The following is a 19,387-nucleotide window of genomic DNA, read 5'->3' on the forward strand; positions in this document are numbered from 1 at the left end:
ATCATACTTCACAAGGACTTCACTTTCAGACAATAGTCTTTCGCCATCGTGATGAATGTGAGTGAAAAGATGGAACATTTCGACGTGGCGATTATTGGCCTCGGCCCGGCAGGGTCGGTGTTGGCACGAACGTTAGCCAGCAAAATGCAGGTGATCGCGCTGGATAAAAAGCACCAGTGTGGTACTGAAGGTTTCAGCAAACCCTGCGGCGGTCTGCTGGCACCGGACGCGCAGCGATCTTTTATTCGCGATGGACTGACGCTTCCTGTCGATGTGATCGCCAATCCACAGATTTTCAGCGTCAAAACTGTCGACGTCGCCGCATCGCTCACGCGTAACTACCAGCGAAGCTATATCAATATTAATCGCCATGCTTTCGACTTGTGGATGAAATCGCTGATCCCCGCCAGCGTTGAGGTTTACCACGACAGCCTGTGCCGAAAAATCTGGCGTGAGGATGATAAATGGCATGTCATTTTTCGTGCAGACGGTTGGGAGCAGCATATTACTGCCCGCTATCTGGTCGGTGCCGATGGCGCAAACTCGATGGTGCGGCGACATCTCTACCCGGATCATCAAATTCGTAAATATGTCGCTATCCAGCAGTGGTTCGCAGAGAAACATCCGGTGCCGTTCTACTCCTGCATCTTTGATAATGCGATAACTGACTGTTACTCATGGAGTATCAGCAAAGACGGTTATTTTATCTTTGGCGGTGCCTATCCCATGAAAGACGGTCAGACGCGTTTCACGACGCTGAAAGAGAAAATGAACGCCTTTCAGTTCCAGTTTGGCAAAGCGGTGAAAAGTGAGAAATGTACCGTGTTGTTTCCCTCACGCTGGCAGGATTTTGTCTGCGGTAAGGACAATGCCTTTCTGATTGGTGAAGCGGCGGGATTTATCAGCGCCAGCTCGCTGGAGGGGATTAGCTATGCGCTGGATAGCGCAGAGATTCTGCGTTCGGTGTTACTGAAGCAGCCGGAGAAGATCAACGCCGCCTACTGGCGCGCCACCCGCAAACTGCGTTTAAAGCTCTATGGCAAGATAGTCAAAAGCCGATGCCTGACCGCACCGGCTTTAAGAAAGTGGATTATGCGCAGTGGTGTGGCGCATATTCCACAGTTGAAAGATTAGCCAACGCGCTTCACATCGCCCACCAGCAGGATGTAAGAGAGCGCGCCAATCAACGCGACGGCGGAGATATAAACCAGTGCAGGCGCGAAACCGTAACCCTGCGCCAGGTACCCCACCACCAGCGGAACGGTGATGCCGCCCAAACCACCGGCAAAGTTAAACACGCCGCCGGTTAAACCAATCAGGCGCATCGGTGCCAGAGAAGAGACCAGCGACCAGGTAATCGAAGCAAAACCGTTGCCGAAGAATGCCAGCGCCATCAGGCACATAATCATCATCGGATCGTTAGTGTAGTTAGCGCCCATAATGCAGGTGGAGATCAGCAAGCCGCAGATAATCGGCGTTTTACGCGCAAAGCCCAGTGAAAAGCCCTTACGTACCAGCAGATCCGCGACCCAGCCAGAGAGCAGAACGCCGACAAACGCCGCGAGGAACGGCACCGTGGTCATAAAGCCTGCTTTCAGCGCCGTGATTCCTTTTTCCTGGGTTAAATAGTTCGGGAACCAGGTTAAGAAAAACCACAGTGTAGAAGCCACCGCAAATTGCCCAAGATAGACACCGATCAGTTTACGATGGAACACCAGTTTCCAGTCTTTGGCTGTTAACGGCTGACGCGCCTCTTTTTTCACCGGCGCATCGCCATCCACCAGACCGCCGCCATCACGAATGTAATCCAGTTCAGCTTTGCTGATGCCTTTAGTCAGGCGCGGCGGCTGATAAACCTTAAACCAAATCAGCGACCAGATAATGCCGATACCACCGGTGACAATGAACACCCAGTGCCAGCTCAACATTTCCTGAATCCAGATCAGCAGCGGAGTCAGAAACGCCAGACCGACAAACTGACCAGACGTATAAAAACCAACGGCGGAAGCGCGTTCATGTTCCGGGAACCAGCTGGTCACCATCCGGTTATTGGTCGGGAACGCGGGCGCTTCGAAAATACCGGTTATCGCGCGCAGACCAATTAATGACATTAAGCCCGTGGCAAAGCCCTGGAATAACGTCGCCACTGACCAGCCAAATATCGCAATAAAATAAGTCACGCGTGAACCTACGCGATCTAAAAACCAACCGCCGGGGATCTGACATAGCGTATAAAGCCAGGCGAAGGCCGAAAATACATAGCCCATTTCCGCTTTCGTAATACCGAACTCTTCCTGAATATGGGCGGAAGCCACGGCCAGGTTAGCGCGGTCAACATAACAAATGACCACCGTAATAAAGATCATCACCAGCGTCAGATAACGCCGACGCCCCGGCTTTGCTGCATTAACGGGAATATCCATAGCGAGCTTTCTCCAGATTTTGGGCATAGCGAAGCCGCTCACCATGCCCTGTAATTTACAGAGGGTTATATTTTTGTATTGCTGTTTTAGTGCCCGATGAGGGGCTTACGTGGCAGGAATTACCACTCTGCTACGCTGTTATCTTCATGACGCCAGAGCGGATTACGCCAGTCCGGGGCATTTTTACTGAACTCAATAACTTTGGCTTCGTCGATTTCCACGCCTAAGCCCGGTTTCGTTAATGGTTTAAAGAAGCCGCCGACCATGCTGAAGTCTTCTTTATTTTTCACAAAGTCGAGTAACTCCGCGCCTTTGTTGTAATGAATGCCCATACTTTGTTCCTGAAGTACCGCGTTATAGGAAACAAAGTCGATATGCAGGCAAGCCGCCAGTGCAATCGGGCCGAGCGGACAGTGCGGCGCAAGGGTCACGTCATAGGCTTCTGCCATTCCGGCAATTTTGTAGCATTCGGTAATACCACCTGCGTGAGAAAGATCGGGTTGCAGAATCGAAATACCGCCCGCCTCCAGCACGCGTTTAAAATCGAAGCGTGAGAACATGCGTTCACCCGCCGCCAGAGGAATATGTGTTTGTGCCGCCAGTTTCGGGTAGTATTCGGCCTGTTCCGCCAGCACCGGCTCTTCAATAAACAGCGGACGATACGGTTCCAGCTCTTTAATCAGCACTTTCGCCATCGGCGCGCTGACGCGACCATGGAAATCAAGACCAAACTCAATCTGATTGCCAAAAGCTTCACGAATTTGTGCCACGGTGTTGACTGCCGCATCTACCGCGCGGGAGTTATCAATTAGCCCCAGTTCTTCACAACCGTTCAGTTTGAAGGTATCGAAGCCGATTTCGCGCAGGGTTTTAATGCCGTCGATAACATCCGCCGGACGATCGCCGCCGACCCAACTGTAGGCTTTAATTTTGTCGCGAACCAGGCCGCCCATCAGTTGCCACACCGGCGCATTCAGCACTTTGCCTTTGATATCCCATAACGCCTGGTCGATACCGGCGATGGCACTCATCAGAATCGGACCGCCACGATAAAATCCGGCGCGATACATCACTTGCCATAAGTCGTTGATGCGTGACGGGTCCTGACCAATCAAATAGTCACTCAGCTCGTGGACTGCCGCTTCCACAGTGCGAGCGCGGCCTTCAATCACGGGCTCGCCCCAGCCGACCACGCCTTCATCGGTTTCAATTTTCAGGAACATCCAGCGGGGAGGTAAACGATACGTGGTAATTTTGGTGATTTTCATTGCACTGCCTCTCGATACGCCTTAACAAATGCTGCTGCCTGCTGCGCGGTGCGTTCTACGGACTGCCCGGCGCGATAGAGATCGCTGCCTAAGCCTGCCCCTGCACAACCTGCGTCTATCCACTGCGCCAGGTTTTCTGGCGTCACGCCGCCAACGGCAAAGACTGCGATGTCCGGTGGTAATACCGCTTTTAACGCTTTGATGTATTGCGGACCAAAAGCCGATGACGGAAATATTTTCAGCGCCTGAGCGCCCGCGTCGAGCGCGGTAAAGGCTTCGGTCGCCGTCGCGCAGCCGGGGCAAACGGTCATGCCGTAGCCCACCGCACGGCGGATCACTTCACTATGGATATTGGGCGTAACGATGAGCTGGCAGCCCATCCTGGCGAGCACATCGACCTGTTCAGGTTTCAGTACCGTACCTGCGCCAATCAACGCCTTGTCGCCATACGCATCAACGATGGCGGGAATGCTCTGCTCCCATTGTGGGGAATTCAGCGGGATTTCAACCGCGTCGAACCCGGCGTCAATCACCGCGCCAACATGCGCCAGCGCCTCGTCGGGCGTAATGCCGCGCAAAATGGCGATCAGCGGGAGTTTAGTTTGCCACTGCATGAGCGATGCTCCTTATACCAGCCTGAAATGCCGTGTCGCCCGCTACCGCCGCCACGTCGCAACCCATCGCCTGAAAGGCTTGCTGGTAGCGCGCGGTCAGCGATGTTCCGGCGACAAGGGTGATGGCGTGTTGATGAGTCACATAGTCGCGCATACTGGCAACCTCTGCGCCAATCAACAAACCAGAGAGAAATTCACTGACCTGTTCGCGGGGAAGTGTTCCCAGCACATGCGAGGCGCGAACTTCAAAAAGCTGCGGCAATATGGCGGGCGCATTAAGGCCACGCTCAAGGCCAGCCGCGAAGGCATCGGCAGCGTTTTCCTGCGGCGGCAAACCTGCGCCAATCAATGAGTGATTTAACAGTAAATGATGTAATTCACCGGTCATTACGGTTCGAAAATCGTTGATTTGCTGGCTATCGGCCTGCACCCATTTGCAATGGGTACCAGGCATAACATAAAGAGAGGAAGGAGCGAGAGCACGCGCGCCGATCAATTGTGTTTCTTCGCCGCGCATCACATTGTGGTTATCGTCATGAGAGACGCATAATCCGGGAATAATCCAGATATTGTCGCCAACCGACGTTAATTGTTCGCCAATAGATGAAAAACGGGCAGGAACAGATAAATACGGTGCAACTTTCCAGCCGACATTGCTGCCGACCATTCCTGCCATCACCACTGGCGTATTCTCTTCACGCCAGTCGGTCGTCACTTCCGCTAGCACCGCAGCCGGAGATTTTCCGTTCAGACGCGTGACGCCTGCTTCTGATTGCCTGCTGTCCAGGCAGTGGTCGCCCTGATAAAGCCAGGCGCGCAGATTGGTCGATCCCCAGTCAATTGCGATGTAGCGAGCTGTCATGTGATTTCCTTTAACCTTCGTGTCGAGCTGGCGATCATGGTAAGCGCCGCCTGCTCTGCCGCATCGCCGTCCTGATGCCGTATTGCATCGAACAGCGCCTTATGTTCCTGGAGCGTTTGCGGCATGTTGGCCTCATCGCCCATCCAGGTTCGTTCAAAAACCGCCCGCTGCAACGAACTGATCGCAATGCTAAGTTGCTGTAACACTGGGTTATGCACCGACTGCAGCACCGCCTCGTGGTAGCGAATATCCGCTTCGTTAAACGCTTCGCGGTCCTGATTGTTGGCAATCATCTCGTTCAGCGCCGATTCAATCTGCGCCAGATCGCTGGAAGTCGCGCGCTCTGCTGCCCAACGGGCAATCGCCGGCTCTACCAGGTTTCGCACTTCGCTCATTGCACTGATAAGCCGTGGGTCATAGTCGTTTTCCAGCACCCATTGCAGTACGTCAGTGTCGAGGTAATTCCACTGGTTACGCGGAGCCACAAACGCCCCGCGATAACGTTTCATTTCAATCAGCCGCTTCGCCATCAGCGAACGGAACACCTCACGGATGATGTTGCGCGAGGTTGCAAACTCTTCACAGAGCTCCGCTTCGGCCGGAAGCGGCGAGCCTGGCACGTATTTGCCGTGAACGATCTGTTTACCCAGCGTAATGACAATGCGATCGGTTTTATTGAGAGTCATGGAGAGTCCTTGTGCTCTGTATGTTCTTCTCTACTTTACCCCGATCGATGCATAACGCGGCAACTTTGTAGTACCAGCGTGATGACGTTCGCGTTTGCCGTGTGCGTAATGTAGTACAAAATTATATTGTTGTACTACAATTTAGATCACAAAAAGAACAATGCATAAAAAAATGACATGCGTCGGGCAGAAATCTGAAAAGGGAGAACAGGCGCTAAACAGGAGGGAAAGAAGAGTATGCTTTCAACGGCTTAGTTACTCGTTTAAAGGATTAATCATGAAGTTGAATTTTAAGGGATTTTTTAAGGCTGCCGGTTTGTGTTCATTGGCATTTGCGTTGACCGGATGTATCACCTGGGGATTGGTTTCCAATACTGCAAGCCGTCCACATGCCGAGCAATGGCGGTCAGACACGATTACGGGTTTATCGCTGGCAGAAGATAGTAACGGTACGAAAGGCTATGTTTTTGTTGGTGAATCGTTGGACTATCTGTTGACCACCGGCGGCGGTGAGGTGGTTAAAATGCTAAACGATCCGGCAATTCATGGTGAAAGAATCACCGTTTCTGATAACGCGAAATTTATTTTAAGCAGCAGTGATACTAATTTTTCTGGTTCAATAACGCTCTATTACGACTGGGATAATGAGGAAGATAAAGCACTGGCGACACAATATGGTTTTATTTGTAATACCCAGCGTTGTACCTGGGCACTTGACGGCCTGAAAGGCTCTATCCACCAGAAAAATAAAAAAGCGGATTACTCAAACGTGATGGTTTTCCATCAACCCTTTACGGTGGGATTTTATAAGTACAAAGCAACAGATGGCGTCCCGCGCGGCCTCGTTAATGCGCTGCTACCAGTCACTCTTACGCTGGATATAGTAACGTCACCACTCCAGTTCCTGATTTTATGCACGACCAGAAATTGTTAATCGCTGCGGGCAAACGCATTTATGCCGTTTGCCCGTTCACTGATTAATTCAGCACATACTTCTCAATAGCAAATGCCACGCCATCTTCAAGGTTGGATTTGGTGACAAAGTTCGCCACTTCTTTCACCGAAGGAATAGCGTTATCCATCGCCACACCGACGCCTGCATATTCAATCATTGCGATGTCGTTTTCCTGATCGCCAATCGCCATGATTTCTTCCGGTTTAATACCTAACACGTCGGCCAGTGATTTCACACCCGTACCTTTGTTAACGCGTTTATCGAGGATTTCGAGGAAGTACGGCGCACTTTTCAGCACGGTGTATTTTTCTTTCACTTCCTGCGGAATACGCGCAATGGCCTGGTCGAGGATGGCGGGTTCATCAATCATCATCACTTTCAGGAACTGGGTATTGGGGTCCATTTTCTCCGCTTCGCAGAACACCAGCGGAATGGTGGCAACGAAAGATTCATGCACAGTGTAGTAGCTGATATCTCGGTTGGCAGTGTACAGCGTGGTGCGGTCCAGGGCGTGGAAATGAGAACCAACTTCGCGAGAGAGTTTTTCCAGGAAACGGTAGTCGTCATAGCTGAGAGCGGTTTGCGCCACGGTGCTACCATCAGCGGCCTTCTGTACCAGCGCGCCGTTATAAGTAATGCAGTAGTCGCCCGGCTGTTCCATATGCAGCTCTTTCAGGTAATTGTGAACACCTGCATAAGGGCGACCCGTCGTCAGCACGACATTCACGCCACGGGCGCGAGCTGCGGCAATCGCATTTTTAACAGCGGGTGAAATGGTGTGATCGGGCAGCAGAAGGGTGCCATCCATATCGATAGCAATGAGTTTGATAGCCATGAGTTCCCCAGGTAGATTGGTTCCTGACCCATGCTAACGCGATTCCGCTCAAAAATCAGTACAACACCCGAGGGAAAAGGGGGATGCAATGCGGGTTGCATGCTCCCCATTTGCTTAGCGGAAGAGTTTCCCTTTCAGCAGTTCCATGCCTGCGGAAAGCAGATCGTTATTGGCTTGTGCTGACACTTCACCTTGCGGTGAGAGTGCATCAATAATCTTCGGCAATTGTTCTGCCAGTAAACTGGAAGCTGTACTGGTATCCACGCCCAGTTTTTGCCCGAGATCGAACACCGCATTTGTGCCGAGCGCTGATTCCAGTTGCTCGCCGCTAACTGGTTGGTTGCCCTGTTGATTACTCAGCCAGGTTGAGAGAATGGCACCTAAACCGCCACTTTGCAGTTTTTCCAGCAGCACCTGAATGCCGCTCTGCTCCTCAACCCAGCTCAAAATCGCCTGATATTTCCCCGCATCGCCTTTCAGAAAGGCACCGACAACTTCATCAAAAAGCCCCATGATAATCACCTGTAAAGCGTTACGTGTTGACCCAAAAAGTATAGATCTGCGGGATGATAATTGCGGATTGCAGAAATAAAAAGGGCGGAGATGATCTCCGCCCGGACTGACGACTAAGTCATTTTATCAGCAACAAAAAGCCATTAAATATCGATATTCGCCGCTTTCAGGGCGTTCTCTTCGATAAACGCACGGCGCGGTTCAACGGCATCACCCATCAGCGTGGTGAACAACTGATCGGCAGCAATCGCATCTTTAACGGTAACGCGCAGCATACGACGGCTTTCCGGGTCCATGGTGGTTTCCCACAGCTGTTCCGGGTTCATCTCGCCCAGACCTTTATAACGCTGGATGGAGAGGCCGCGACGGGACTCTTTCACCAGCCAGTCCAGCGCCTGCTCGAAGCTGGCTACCGGCTGACGACGCTCGCCACGTTCGATATACGCATCTTCTTCCAGCAAGCCACGCAGTTTCTCGCCCAGCGTGCAGATACGACGATATTCGCCGCCGGTGATAAACTCGTGATCCAGCGGATAGTCAGTATCCACACCGTGGGTACGCACGCGAACAATCGGTTCAAACAGGTTTTGATCAGCATTGGTGTGGACATCAAACTTCCACTGGCTGCCGTGCTGTTCTTTGTCGTTCAGTTCGCTGACCAGGGCGTTCACCCAACGGGTAACGGTTTGCTCGTCAGAAAGGTCGGTTTCCGTCAGCGTCGGCTGATAGATAAGCTCTTTCAGCATTGCTTTCGGATAACGACGCTCCATGCGGTTGATCATTTTCTGCGTCGCGTTGTACTCAGACACCAGTTTCTCTAACGCTTCGCCAGCCAGCGCCGGTGCACTGGCGTTGGTGTGCAGCGTTGCGCCATCCAGCGCGATAGAGATCTGGTACTGATCCATCGCTTCGTCGTCTTTAATGTACTGTTCCTGCTTACCTTTCTTCACTTTGTACAGCGGCGGCTGAGCGATGTAGACGTGACCGCGTTCAACGATTTCCGGCATCTGACGATAGAAGAAGGTCAACAGCAGCGTACGAATGTGCGAGCCGTCGACATCCGCATCGGTCATGATGATGATGCTGTGGTAACGCAGTTTGTCCGGGTTGTACTCGTCACGACCGATACCACAACCAAGCGCGGTGATCAGCGTCGCCACTTCCTGAGAAGAGAGCATCTTATCGAAGCGCGCTTTCTCGACGTTGAGGATTTTCCCCTTCAGCGGCAGAATCGCCTGGTTCTTGCGGTTACGCCCCTGCTTCGCAGAGCCGCCCGCGGAGTCCCCTTCCACCAGGTACAGTTCAGAGAGCGCCGGGTCGCGTTCCTGACAGTCCGCCAGTTTACCCGGCAGGCCCGCTAAATCCAGCGCACCTTTACGACGGGTCATTTCACGAGCGCGACGCGCAGCTTCACGGGCACGAGCAGCATCGATAATTTTGCCAACTACGATTTTCGCGTCGGTTGGGTTTTCCAGCAGGTATTCTGCCAGCAGTTCGTTCATCTGCTGTTCAACCGCCGATTTCACCTCAGAAGAAACCAGTTTGTCTTTGGTCTGAGAGGAGAATTTCGGGTCCGGCACTTTCACGGAAACGACCGCAATCAGGCCTTCACGCGCATCGTCACCGGTGGCGCTGACTTTGGCTTTTTTGCTGTAGCCTTCTTTGTCCATGTAGGCGTTCAGGGTACGGGTCATCGCCGCACGGAAGCCTGCCAGGTGCGTACCGCCATCACGCTGCGGAATGTTGTTGGTAAAGCAGTAGATGTTTTCCTGGAAGCCATCATTCCACTGCAATGCAACTTCAACGCCGATACCGTCTTTTTCGGTGGAGAAGTAGAAGATGTTCGGGTGGATCGGCGTTTTGTTTTTGTTCAGATATTCAACGAACGCCTTGATACCGCCTTCATAGTGGAAGTGGTCTTCTTTGCCGTCGCGCTTGTCGCGCAGACGAATGGAAACGCCAGAGTTGAGGAACGACAACTCACGCAGGCGTTTCGCCAGAATGTCATATTCGAATTCGGTCACATTGGTGAAGGTTTCGAGGCTTGGCCAGAAACGCACCATGGTGCCGGTTTTTTCAGTCTCGCCGGTAACCGCCAGCGGAGCCTGCGGTACACCGTGTTCGTAGATCTGACGGTGAATTTTACCCTCGCGCTGGATAACCAGCTCCAGTTTTTGCGACAGGGCGTTTACTACCGAAACACCAACGCCGTGCAGACCGCCGGACACTTTATAGGAGTTATCGTCAAATTTACCGCCTGCGTGCAGAACGGTCATGATCACTTCCGCCGCCGATACGCCCTCTTCCGGGTGAATACCGGTCGGAATACCGCGCCCGTCATCCTGTACAGAGACAGAGTTATCGGCGTGAATGGTGACGATAATTTCTTTACAGTGACCCGCGAGCGCTTCGTCGATAGCGTTATCTACCACCTCGAATACCATGTGGTGCAGACCGGTGCCGTCATCCGTGTCGCCGATATACATACCCGGGCGCTTACGCACCGCATCCAGCCCTTTCAGGACTTTGATACTGGAGGAGTCATAAGAATTCGACATCAACGTTTCTCGCTCATTTATACTTGGGTTAATCCGTTATTTTACCCTTTTCCACGGTAAACATCTTCGAATTTTCGTCCGACATGTCTATAACGTGTTCAGCACTGATCGCGCTGACAAAGACCTGTGATTGCGTCGCTTTTAAGCGGCTGGCAAGCAGCCCGCGACGCTCATCATCAAGCTCAGAGGCAAAATCATCTATCAGGTAGAGACACCGCCGCCCGCTTTCACGGGTGAGGAACTCTCCTTGCGCCAGACGTAAGGCGCACATCAGCAGCTTAAGCTGCCCACGCGATAAGGTATCTTCCACCGGCGCACCGTCGGCGCGAATGCGTAAGTCCGCTTTATGCGGGCCATGCGCGGTGTAGGTTAGCTGGCGATCGCGTTCAAAATTACGTTCCAGCACCTCAGCATATTCTGTCTCTTTCTCCCAGCCGCGCTGGAAAGAGAAAGTCAGAGAAAACTCAGGGAGAAATTGCTTGCAGGTATCGGCCATATCAGCCGCGATACCGGCGCTATACTCCGCGCGCCAGGTGCTGATTTGCTCCGCCAGCGGGATCAGTTCTTTATCCCACGGACGTAGCTGTTCGTAACGAGTCACCTGGCGCAGCGCCGCATTGCGCTGCTTGAGCAATCGCTTGAGATTGCTCCAGGCGGTGAAAAATCCGGGTTCGTTGTGAAAGCATCCCCAGTCGAGGAAGGCTCTTCTGTATTTGGGGCCGCCGTTGAGTAAAGTAAACCCTTCTGGCGTTATCAGCTGCATTGGCATCAGGTGCGCCAGCTCCGCAACCTTATGCCCGTCAGTACCGTCAATACGGACTTTGCTGTCGCCCTGTTTGTCTTTGGTTAAGCCAATCGCCGTCTCGCGCTCTTCGCCCTGCAAACGCCCGTGGAGAACAAACGCCTCCTGCTCGTGGCGAATGACGCGACCAATCTGCAAACTGCGAAACGCCCGACCGTGGCCGAGCGTATAGATGGCTTCCAGCACGCTGGTTTTGCCACTACCGTTGGCACCTACCAGAAAGTTAAAGCCGGGAGATAAAGCGAGATCCGCGGTTTCGATATTGCGGAAATCGCGGATCAACAAGCGGGTGAGGGACATTACAGTCTCATTGGCATGACAACATAGGCAGCCGACTGTGATGCGGCATCTTCAATCTGCACGCTGGAAACCGAATCGGTCAGCATCATGCGGACGTTTTCGCATTTCAGCGCGTTCAGAACATCCAGCACATAGCTGACGTTGAAGCCGATTTCCATCTCCGCACCGCTATAGGTAACGTCGAGGATCTCTTCCGCTTCTTCCTGTTCCGGGTTGTTGGCGGTGATTTTCAGCTGGTTTTCGCTGACATACAGACGCACGCCGCGGAATTTCTCGTTAGAGAGAATTGCCGCACGGGCAAACGCCTGCTTGAGCAGATCACAGCCAGCTTCCAGATGCTTGTCCGGGTTCTTCGGCAGAACGCGGCGGTAATCCGGGAAGCGACCATCCACCAGTTTCGAGGTGAAGATAAAGTCGCCAACGTGGGCGCGAATGTTGTTGCTGCCAATCTGCACGCGCAGCGGATTGTCGCCACCGTCGAGCATACGCATCAGTTCAATCACGCCTTTACGCGGCACGATCACCGAATGGCTTGGCAAAGATTGACCAATTGGCATTGAACAGACCGCCAGACGGTGACCATCGGTCGCCACGGTGCGCAGTTCTTCACCTTCAGTTTCGAACAGCATACCGTTTAAGTAATAGCGAACGTCCTGATGCGCCATAGAAAACTGGGTCGCTTCAATCAGACGCTTCATCGTCGCCTGCGGCAGGGTAAATTCGACTTCGCTCTGCCAGTCATCAAGATTCGGGAAATCCGCCGCTGGCAGGGTAGACAGCGAAAAACGGCTACGCCCGGAGCGCACCAGCATCCGCTCACCTTCCAGCTGCACGGCAATTTCCGCGCCTTCAGGCAGACCACGGCAGATATCAAAGAATTTGCGCGCTGGAACGGTCGTCGCCCCTGGTTCGTGTGGCTGAACCAGCGCAACGCGTGCCACCATTTCCATCTCGAGATCAGTACCGGTCAGCGACAACGTACCGTCAGCAACCTGTAACAGCAGATTACCGAGAATCGGTAGCGTAGGACGACCACCTAACGGCCCGCTCACCTGTTGTAGCGGTTTTAATAAATGCTCACGTTCTACGGTAAATTTCATAGGTTTACGATGACAATGTTCTGATTAAATTGGAAAAATCTTCTTTGATATCGTGGCTCTCTTCACGCAGCTGCTCGATCTTACGGCAGGCATGAAGCACCGTCGTGTGGTCACGGCCACCAAACGCATCGCCAATCTCCGGCAGACTGTGGTTAGTCAGTTCTTTCGCCAGCGCCATCGCCATCTGGCGCGGACGCGCCACCGAGCGGGATCGACGCTTGGAAAGGAGATCCGCGACTTTGATCTTGTAGTACTCCGCCACCGTCTTCTGAATATTGTCGATGGTGACCAGTTTTTCCTGCAATGCCAGCAAGTCGCGCAGCGCCTCACGCACGAAGTCGATGGTGATCGCACGTCCGGTAAAGTTGGCGTTAGCAATAACGCGGTTCAGCGCGCCTTCCAGCTCACGTACGTTAGATCGTAGACGCTTGGCGATAAAGAACGCCACTTCGCCCGGCAAACGAATGTCGTTTTCGTCGGCCTTTTTCATCAGGATCGCCACGCGGGTTTCCAGCTCTGGCGGTTCGATCGCCACAGTCAGTCCCCAGCCGAAGCGGGATTTCAAACGATCCTCAACGCCGTTGATCTCTTTCGGATAGCGATCGGAGGTGAGAATGATCTGTTGATTACCTTCCAGCAGGGCGTTGAAGGTGTGGAAAAACTCTTCCTGAGATCGTTCTTTATTAGCAAAAAACTGAATATCGTCGATCAGCAGTGCATCTACGGAACGGTAGTAGCGTTTAAACTCTTCGATCGCGTTGTTTTGCAGGGCTTTAACCATGTCCTGAACAAAGCGCTCGGAGTGCATATAAACCACTTTGGCATTCGGCTTGCGCGCCATAATGCCGTTACCCACCGCATGCAGCAGGTGAGTTTTACCCAGACCCGTGCCGCCATAAAGGAACAACGGGTTATAAGCACCGCCAGGGTTATCTGCCACCTGGCGAGCCGCCGCGCGCGCCAGTTGGTTAGATTTACCTTCAACGAAGTTATCAAACGTGTGTTTGACGTTTACGTTAGAACGATAGGTCGGTTCTGCCGGAGCCGGGACGTTATCCCAACCCGAGCGCGTAGAAGGCGCAGCACGTTGCGGCTGCGTTTGCGCCACCTGTGCAGGGGCCGCGACGTTGCTCGTCACTGCCGCTTGTGGCGTTTGCGTCACCGGTTTGGTGCCGACTTCAAAACGCAGCTGTGGGGCATCCGCTCCGCAGAAACTGGTTAGCAGTCCATTGATATTATTAAGGTACTTGTCCCGTACCCAATCGAGGACAAAACGGTTTGGCGCGTACAGGGCCAGCGTGTTATCGCTCAGTTCCGCCTGCAATGGGCGTATCCACATACTGAATTCTGTGGCTGGTAACTCATCCTGCAATCGGGCAAGACACTGCTGCCAAAGCGAAAGTGACACGGCGGACTCCACTCGAACAAAAGTCGATAATGACTAAGGCTGAAACATTCATGATTGTTGACGTACGTCGAAAAGACCCTGCATGAGGGTGACGCACGAACCGCTGTCTGCGGTTATATGCCCGATCAAGATCCTGCAAAACGATCGGGACCGCGGATCATAGCCTAAACTGCGCAAGAGATCTTCTGTTTCTCACAGATTTTCCCGATTTATCCACAGGACTTTCCAGAACTCGCTAAGTGTAAACGATCCTGCCGCGGGCCGGGCACGATTTACGCCGCATATTGGAAAATTTAATGACCATAGACAAAAATTGGCTTAATCGATCTAATAAAGATCCAGGACGATCCTTGCGCTTTACCCGTCAGCCCGTATAATCCTCCACCCGGCGCGCCATGCTGGTTTTCACTGGTGTGAGGCCGTACGTTTTCCCCGCGAAAAGGTGCGGAAAAGCGCGGTAAATAAGGAAAGAGAATTGACTCCGGAGTGTACAATTATTACAATCCGGCCTCTTTAATCACCCATGGCTTCGGTGTCCATCGTTTCATTTTTCGGCGGATATCCAATAAAGCCATTGAATTTATTCAAGTTTAGGTAGAAATCGCCATGAAACGCACTTTTCAACCGTCTGTACTGAAGCGCAACCGTTCTCACGGCTTCCGTGCTCGTATGGCTACTAAAAATGGTCGTCAGGTTCTGGCACGTCGTCGTGCTAAAGGCCGCGCTCGTCTGACCGTTTCTAAGTAATAAAGCTAACCCCTGAGTGGTTAAGCTCGCATTTCCCAGGGAGTTACGCTTGTTAACTCCCAGTCAATTCACATTCGTCTTCCAGCAGCCACAACGGGCTGGCACGCCGCAAATTACCATTCTCGGCCGCCTGAATTCGCTGGGGCATCCCCGTATCGGTCTTACAGTCGCCAAGAAAAACGTTCGACGCGCCCATGAACGCAATCGGATTAAACGTCTGACGCGTGAAAGCTTCCGTCTGCGCCAACATGAACTCCCGGCTATGGATTTCGTGGTGGTGGCGAAAAAAGGGGTTGCCGACCTCGATAACCGTGCTCTCTCGGAAGCGTTGGAAAAATTATGGCGCCGCCACTGTCGCCTGGCTCGCGGGTCCTGATAGCCCTCATTCGGGTCTATCAACGCCTGATTAGTCCGCTACTCGGGCCGCATTGTCGTTTCACTCCAACCTGTTCAAGCTACGGAATTGAGGCATTGCGCAGGTTTGGAGTGATAAAAGGCAGTTGGTTGACGGTGAAACGCGTATTAAAATGCCACCCTTTACACCCTGGTGGTGACGATCCCGTCCCGCCCGGACCATTTGATACCAGAGAACACTAACGATGGATTCGCAACGCAATCTTTTAGTCATCGCTTTGCTGTTCGTGTCTTTCATGATCTGGCAAGCCTGGGAGCAGGATAAAAACCCGCAACCTCAGGCCCAACAGACCACGCAGACAACGACCACCGCAGCGGGTAGCGCCGCCGACCAGGGCGTACCGGCCAGTGGCCAGGGGAAACTGATCTCGGTTAAGACCGACGTGCTTGATCTGACCATCAACACCCGTGGTGGTGATGTTGAGCAAGCTCTGCTGCCTGCTTACCCGAAAGAGCTGAACTCTACCCAGCCGTTCCAGCTGCTGGAAACTTCACCGCAGTTTATTTATCAGGCACAGAGCGGTCTGACCGGTCGTGATGGCCCGGATAACCCGGCTAACGGCCCGCGTCCGCTGTATAACGTTGAAAAAGACGCTTATGTGCTGGCTGAAGGTCAAAACGAACTGCAGGTGCCGATGACGTATACCGACGCGGCAGGCAACACGTTTACCAAAACGTTTGTCCTGAAACGTGGTGATTACGCTGTCAACGTCAACTACAACGTGCAGAACGCTGGCGAGAAACCGCTGGAAATCTCCACCTTTGGTCAGTTGAAGCAATCCATCACTCTGCCACCGCATCTCGATACCGGAAGCAGCAACTTCGCACTGCACACCTTCCGTGGCGCGGCGTACTCCACGCCTGACGAGAAGTACGAGAAATATAAGTTCGATACCATTGCCGATAACGAAAACCTGAACATCTCTTCGAAAGGTGGTTGGGTGGCGATGCTGCAACAGTATTTCGCGACGGCGTGGATCCCGCATAACGACGGTACCAACAACTTCTACACCGCTAATCTGGGTAATGGCATCGCCGCTATCGGCTATAAATCTCAGCCGGTACTGGTTCAGCCAGGTCAGACTGGCGCGATGAACAGCACCCTGTGGGTTGGCCCGGAAATCCAGGACAAAATGGCAGCTGTTGCTCCGCACCTGGATCTGACCGTTGATTACGGTTGGTTGTGGTTCATCTCTCAGCCGCTGTTCAAACTGCTGAAATGGATCCATAGCTTTGTGGGTAACTGGGGCTTCTCCATTATCATCATCACCTTTATCGTTCGTGGCATCATGTACCCGCTGACCAAAGCGCAGTACACCTCCATGGCGAAGATGCGTATGCTGCAGCCGAAGATTCAGGCAATGCGTGAGCGTCTGGGCGATGACAAACAGCGTATCAGTCAGGAAATGATGGCGCTGTACAAAGCTGAGAAGGTTAACCCGCTGGGCGGCTGCTTCCCGCTGCTGATCCAGATGCCAATCTTCCTGGCGTTGTACTACATGCTGATGGGTTCCGTTGAACTGCGTCAGGCACCGTTTGCACTGTGGATCCACGACCTGTCTGCACAGGACCCGTACTACATCCTGCCGATCCTGATGGGCGTAACGATGTTCTTCATTCAGAAGATGTCGCCGACCACCGTGACCGACCCGATGCAGCAGAAGATCATGACCTTTATGCCGGTCATCTTCACCGTGTTCTTCCTGTGGTTCCCGTCAGGTCTGGTGCTGTACTATATCGTCAGCAACCTGGTAACCATTATTCAGCAGCAGCTGATTTACCGTGGTCTGGAAAAACGTGGCCTGCATAGCCGCGAGAAGAAAAAATCCTGATTCGGTGAGTTTTCGCTAAAATAAGGGCGGTCAGTTGACCGCCTTTTTTCTTTTCGTAGGGCGGATAAGCACCGCGCATCCGCCACACAAAGCAACAGGAACATCATGAGCGATAATGACACTATCGTAGCCCAGGCCACGCCTCCGGGACGTGGCGGCGTTGGCATCCTGCGCATCTCCGGCCTCAAAGCCCGTGAGGTTGCCGAAACCGTGCTGGGTAAACTGCCAAAGCCGCGCTACGCCGATTATCTTCCGTTTAAAGACGCCGACGGCAGCGTGCTCGATCAGGGGATTGCGCTATGGTTCCCTGGCCCGAACTCGTTCACCGGCGAAGATGTGCTGGAACTGCAAGGTCATGGCGGTCCGGTGATCCTCGACCTGCTGTTAAAACGCATTCTGACCATTCCCGGCCTGCGGATTGCCCGCCCTGGTGAGTTTTCCGAACGCGCATTTCTGAACGATAAACTCGACTTAGCCCAGGCCGAGGCGATTGCGGATCTTATCGACGCCAGCTCGGAACAGGCGGCCCGTTCGGCGCTAAACTCGCTGCAAGGCGCATTCTCCGCACGGGTCAACCATCTGGTGGAAGCCCTCACCCACTTGCGCATTTACGTCGAAGCGGCAATTGATTTCCCGGATGATGAGATCGATTTCCTCTCCGACGGCAAAATTGAAGCCCAGCTCAATGACGTGATTGCCGATCTTGATGCAGTGCGTGCTGAAGCACGTCAGGGTAGTTTGTTGCGCGAAGGGATGAAAGTAGTGATTGCTGGACGTCCTAACGCCGGTAAATCGAGCCTGTTAAACGCGCTGGCGGGCCGTGAAGCGGCAATAGTAACCGATATCGCCGGAACCACGCGTGACGTGCTGCGTGAGCATATCCACATTGACGGAATGCCGCTGCATATCATCGATACCGCCGGACTACGTGAAGCCAGTGACGAAGTAGAACGTATTGGTATCGAGCGCGCGTGGCAGGAAATTGAACAGGCCGACCGCGTGCTGTTTATGGTCGATGGCACCACGACAGACGCCGTTGATCCGGCAGAGATCTGGCCGGAATTTATCGCCCGTCTGCCCGCGAAACTGCCGATCACCGTGGTGCGCAATAAAGCCGATATCACCGGCGAAACGCTGGGAATGAGTGAAGTGAACGGTCATGCGTTGATTCGTCTCTCGGCAAGGACTGGCGAAGGCGTGGACGTGCTGCGTAACCATCTCAAACAGAGCATGGGCTTTGACACCAACATGGAAGGCGGCTTCCTGGCGCGCCGTCGCCACTTACAGGCGCTGGAACAGGCAGCGGAGCATTTGCAGCAAGGTAAAGCGCAACTGTTGGGTGCCTGGGCAGGCGAACTGCTGGCGGAAGAGTTGCGCCTGGCGCAGCAGAACTTAAGCGAAATCACCGGGGAGTTTACTTCAGACGATCTGCTTGGGCGGATTTTCTCCAGCTTCTGTATTGGTAAGTAACTGCGCTTGCGAAGCCGCATTCTGACTGTCAGATGCGGCTTCGCTTCATTGTTAGTACTCCTGTTACTCCTCAACCCTTTTTTTAAACATTAAAATTCTTACGTAATTTATAATCTTTAAAAAAAGCATTTAATATTGCTTCCCGAACGATTGTGATTCGATTCACATTTAAACAATTTCAGAATAGACAAATTTCTTGAGTATTATACTGTAGCCTCGTGTCTTTCGAGGATAAGTGCATTATGAATATCTTACATATATGTGTGACCTCAAAATGGTTCAATATTGACAACAAGATTGTCGATCACCGCCCTTGATTTGCCCTTCTGTAGCCATCACCAGAGCCAAACCGATTAGATTCAATGTGATCTATTTGTTTGCTATATCTTAATTTTGCCTTTTGCAAAGCTCATCTCTCATTTATTTACTTGTTTTAGTAAATGATGGTGCTGGTAATGACTCCAACTTATTGATAGTGTTTTATGTTCAGATAATGCCCGATGACTTTGTCATGCAGCTCCACCGATTTTGAGAACGACAGCGACTTCCGTCCCAGCCGTGCCAGGTGCTGCCTCAGATTCAGGTTATGCCGCTCAATTC

General features: G+C 52.8%; 21 protein-coding genes. 9 read left to right on the forward strand and 12 right to left on the reverse strand.

What is annotated here, in order from left to right; genetic code table 11:
* Positions 1-69 precede the first annotated feature (69 nt).
* On the forward strand, positions 70-1,134 hold the full coding sequence (gene cbrA, locus ACJHX7_RS13815; protein ID WP_094030248.1) for a colicin M resistance lipid reductase CbrA: 1,065 nt from the start codon (positions 70-72) through the stop codon (positions 1,132-1,134).
* Here the strand turns inward: cbrA and ACJHX7_RS13820 are convergent.
* The 5 genes from ACJHX7_RS13820 to dgoR all read right to left on the reverse strand — a co-directional run bounded on the left by ACJHX7_RS13820 (position 1,131) and on the right by dgoR (position 5,853).
* Entirely contained in the window at positions 1,131-2,468 is a 1,338-nt protein-coding gene (locus ACJHX7_RS13820) for an MFS transporter (RefSeq protein ID WP_000253455.1), read from the reverse strand. The two genes, cbrA and ACJHX7_RS13820, sit on opposite strands and share 4 nt — an antisense overlap.
* 74 nt (positions 2,469-2,542) lie before the next feature.
* Positions 2,543-3,691, reverse strand: a complete 1,149-nt coding sequence (dgoD, locus tag ACJHX7_RS13825) for a galactonate dehydratase (protein ID WP_000705012.1) — start codon at positions 3,689-3,691, stop codon at positions 2,543-2,545.
* Positions 3,688-4,305 carry a 2-dehydro-3-deoxy-6-phosphogalactonate aldolase gene (dgoA, locus tag ACJHX7_RS13830; RefSeq protein WP_001198727.1) on the reverse strand — a complete coding sequence of 206 codons (618 nt, stop codon included), beginning with the start codon at positions 4,303-4,305 and terminating at the stop codon, positions 3,688-3,690. The genes dgoD and dgoA overlap by 4 nt, the downstream gene beginning before the upstream one ends.
* Positions 4,289-5,167: a 2-dehydro-3-deoxygalactonokinase gene (gene dgoK, locus ACJHX7_RS13835; protein WP_000127063.1), complete on the reverse strand. Its 879-nt coding sequence runs from the start codon at positions 5,165-5,167 to the stop codon at positions 4,289-4,291. The genes dgoA and dgoK overlap by 17 nt, the downstream gene beginning before the upstream one ends.
* The gene (gene dgoR, locus ACJHX7_RS13840) at positions 5,164-5,853 is read right to left on the reverse strand and encodes a D-galactonate utilization transcriptional regulator DgoR (RefSeq protein ID WP_000174305.1); all 690 of its coding nucleotides are present in this window, start codon (positions 5,851-5,853) and stop codon (positions 5,164-5,166) included. The genes dgoK and dgoR overlap by 4 nt, the downstream gene beginning before the upstream one ends.
* Positions 5,854-6,130: 277 nt before the next feature.
* On the opposite strand from dgoR, the gene ACJHX7_RS13845 reads away from it, so the two are divergent.
* Complete coding sequence (locus tag ACJHX7_RS13845; RefSeq protein ID WP_094030247.1) at positions 6,131-6,787, forward strand: hypothetical protein; 657 nt, start codon at positions 6,131-6,133, stop codon at positions 6,785-6,787.
* A gap of 43 nt (positions 6,788-6,830) precedes the next feature.
* Here the strand turns inward: ACJHX7_RS13845 and yidA are convergent, their stop codons facing one another.
* The 6 genes from yidA to dnaA form a co-directional block, all read right to left on the reverse strand.
* Positions 6,831-7,643 carry a sugar-phosphatase gene (gene yidA, locus ACJHX7_RS13850; RefSeq protein ID WP_000985549.1) on the reverse strand — a complete coding sequence of 271 codons (813 nt, stop codon included), beginning with the start codon at positions 7,641-7,643 and terminating at the stop codon, positions 6,831-6,833.
* A gap of 114 nt (positions 7,644-7,757) precedes the next feature.
* Positions 7,758-8,156, reverse strand: a complete 399-nt coding sequence (locus ACJHX7_RS13855; RefSeq protein ID WP_199773145.1) for a YidB family protein — start codon at positions 8,154-8,156, stop codon at positions 7,758-7,760.
* Between the two features lie 143 nt (positions 8,157-8,299).
* Complete coding sequence (gene gyrB, locus ACJHX7_RS13860) at positions 8,300-10,714, reverse strand: DNA topoisomerase (ATP-hydrolyzing) subunit B (RefSeq protein WP_094030237.1); 2,415 nt, start codon at positions 10,712-10,714, stop codon at positions 8,300-8,302.
* A 28-nt stretch (positions 10,715-10,742) separates the two neighbouring features.
* Positions 10,743-11,816 carry a DNA replication/repair protein RecF gene (recF, locus tag ACJHX7_RS13865; RefSeq protein WP_000060112.1) on the reverse strand — a complete coding sequence of 358 codons (1,074 nt, stop codon included), beginning with the start codon at positions 11,814-11,816 and terminating at the stop codon, positions 10,743-10,745.
* A complete protein-coding gene (gene dnaN, locus ACJHX7_RS13870; protein WP_000673464.1) occupies positions 11,816-12,916 on the reverse strand; it encodes a DNA polymerase III subunit beta in 1,101 nt (366 codons plus the stop codon). The genes recF and dnaN overlap by 1 nt, the downstream gene beginning before the upstream one ends.
* Before the next feature lie 4 nt (positions 12,917-12,920).
* On the reverse strand, positions 12,921-14,324 hold the full coding sequence (dnaA, locus tag ACJHX7_RS13875) for a chromosomal replication initiator protein DnaA (RefSeq protein ID WP_000059111.1): 1,404 nt from the start codon (positions 14,322-14,324) through the stop codon (positions 12,921-12,923).
* A gap of 296 nt (positions 14,325-14,620) precedes the next feature.
* On the opposite strand from dnaA, the gene ACJHX7_RS13880 reads away from it, so the two are divergent.
* The 7 genes from ACJHX7_RS13880 (at position 14,621) to tnaC (ending at position 19,104) form a co-directional block, all read left to right on the forward strand.
* Positions 14,621-14,701 carry a hypothetical protein gene (locus ACJHX7_RS13880; protein WP_122134670.1) on the forward strand — a complete coding sequence of 27 codons (81 nt, stop codon included), beginning with the start codon at positions 14,621-14,623 and terminating at the stop codon, positions 14,699-14,701.
* A 229-nt stretch (positions 14,702-14,930) separates the two neighbouring features.
* On the forward strand, positions 14,931-15,071 hold the full coding sequence (gene rpmH, locus ACJHX7_RS13885) for a 50S ribosomal protein L34 (RefSeq protein ID WP_000831330.1): 141 nt from the start codon (positions 14,931-14,933) through the stop codon (positions 15,069-15,071).
* A 16-nt stretch (positions 15,072-15,087) separates the two neighbouring features.
* A complete protein-coding gene (gene rnpA / locus ACJHX7_RS13890; RefSeq protein WP_000239730.1) occupies positions 15,088-15,447 on the forward strand; it encodes a ribonuclease P protein component in 360 nt (119 codons plus the stop codon).
* Positions 15,411-15,668 (forward strand): membrane protein insertion efficiency factor YidD, encoded by a 258-nt coding sequence (gene yidD / locus ACJHX7_RS13895; protein ID WP_001307474.1) that lies wholly within the window; start codon positions 15,411-15,413, stop codon positions 15,666-15,668. Before rnpA ends, yidD begins: the two co-directional genes overlap by 37 nt.
* Before the next feature lie 2 nt (positions 15,669-15,670).
* Complete coding sequence (yidC, locus tag ACJHX7_RS13900; protein ID WP_000378258.1) at positions 15,671-17,317, forward strand: membrane protein insertase YidC; 1,647 nt, start codon at positions 15,671-15,673, stop codon at positions 17,315-17,317.
* A 105-nt stretch (positions 17,318-17,422) separates the two neighbouring features.
* Positions 17,423-18,787 (forward strand): tRNA uridine-5-carboxymethylaminomethyl(34) synthesis GTPase MnmE, encoded by a 1,365-nt coding sequence (gene mnmE / locus ACJHX7_RS13905; RefSeq protein WP_094030236.1) that lies wholly within the window; start codon positions 17,423-17,425, stop codon positions 18,785-18,787.
* Positions 18,788-19,029: 242 nt separating this feature from the next.
* Entirely contained in the window at positions 19,030-19,104 is a 75-nt protein-coding gene (gene tnaC, locus ACJHX7_RS13910; RefSeq protein ID WP_001364348.1) for a tryptophanase leader peptide, read from the forward strand.
* A 149-nt stretch (positions 19,105-19,253) separates the two neighbouring features.
* Here tnaC and ACJHX7_RS13915 read toward each other — a convergent pair.
* Positions 19,254-19,387, reverse strand: a 134-nt coding sequence (locus ACJHX7_RS13915) for an IS1 family transposase (protein ID WP_001348715.1), incomplete at its 5' end; no start/stop codon positions are given.

It is taken from the genome of Escherichia sp. WS1451 (genome assembly GCF_046487365.1).
Taxonomy (GTDB): domain Bacteria; phylum Pseudomonadota; class Gammaproteobacteria; order Enterobacterales; family Enterobacteriaceae; genus Escherichia; species Escherichia coli.

Bases quoted from the DNA above. Each gene is read 5' to 3' on its own strand.
- yidA (WP_000985549.1), bottom strand. From the start codon at position 7,643: ATGGCTATCAAACTCATTGCTATCGATATGGATGGCACCCTTCTGCTG.
- dgoA (WP_001198727.1), bottom strand. From the start codon at position 4,305: ATGCAGTGGCAAACTAAACTCCCGCTGATCGCCATTTTGCGCGGCATT.
- dnaN (WP_000673464.1), bottom strand. From the start codon at position 12,916: ATGAAATTTACCGTAGAACGTGAGCATTTATTAAAACCGCTACAACAG.
- rpmH (WP_000831330.1), top strand. From the start codon at position 14,931: ATGAAACGCACTTTTCAACCGTCTGTACTGAAGCGCAACCGTTCTCAC.
- mnmE (WP_094030236.1), top strand. From the start codon at position 17,423: ATGAGCGATAATGACACTATCGTAGCCCAGGCCACGCCTCCGGGACGT.
- gyrB (WP_094030237.1), bottom strand. From the start codon at position 10,714: ATGTCGAATTCTTATGACTCCTCCAGTATCAAAGTCCTGAAAGGGCTG.
- ACJHX7_RS13855 (WP_199773145.1), bottom strand. From the start codon at position 8,156: ATGGGGCTTTTTGATGAAGTTGTCGGTGCCTTTCTGAAAGGCGATGCG.
- ACJHX7_RS13820 (WP_000253455.1), bottom strand. From the start codon at position 2,468: ATGGTGAGCGGCTTCGCTATGCCCAAAATCTGGAGAAAGCTCGCTATG.
- yidC (WP_000378258.1), top strand. From the start codon at position 15,671: ATGGATTCGCAACGCAATCTTTTAGTCATCGCTTTGCTGTTCGTGTCT.
- dgoD (WP_000705012.1), bottom strand. From the start codon at position 3,691: ATGAAAATCACCAAAATTACCACGTATCGTTTACCTCCCCGCTGGATG.
- dgoR (WP_000174305.1), bottom strand. From the start codon at position 5,853: ATGACTCTCAATAAAACCGATCGCATTGTCATTACGCTGGGTAAACAG.
- dgoK (WP_000127063.1), bottom strand. From the start codon at position 5,167: ATGACAGCTCGCTACATCGCAATTGACTGGGGATCGACCAATCTGCGC.
- yidD (WP_001307474.1), top strand. From the start codon at position 15,411: ATGGCGCCGCCACTGTCGCCTGGCTCGCGGGTCCTGATAGCCCTCATT.
- ACJHX7_RS13845 (WP_094030247.1), top strand. From the start codon at position 6,131: ATGAAGTTGAATTTTAAGGGATTTTTTAAGGCTGCCGGTTTGTGTTCA.
- recF (WP_000060112.1), bottom strand. From the start codon at position 11,816: ATGTCCCTCACCCGCTTGTTGATCCGCGATTTCCGCAATATCGAAACC.
- ACJHX7_RS13880 (WP_122134670.1), top strand. From the start codon at position 14,621: ATGACCATAGACAAAAATTGGCTTAATCGATCTAATAAAGATCCAGGA.
- cbrA (WP_094030248.1), top strand. From the start codon at position 70: ATGGAACATTTCGACGTGGCGATTATTGGCCTCGGCCCGGCAGGGTCG.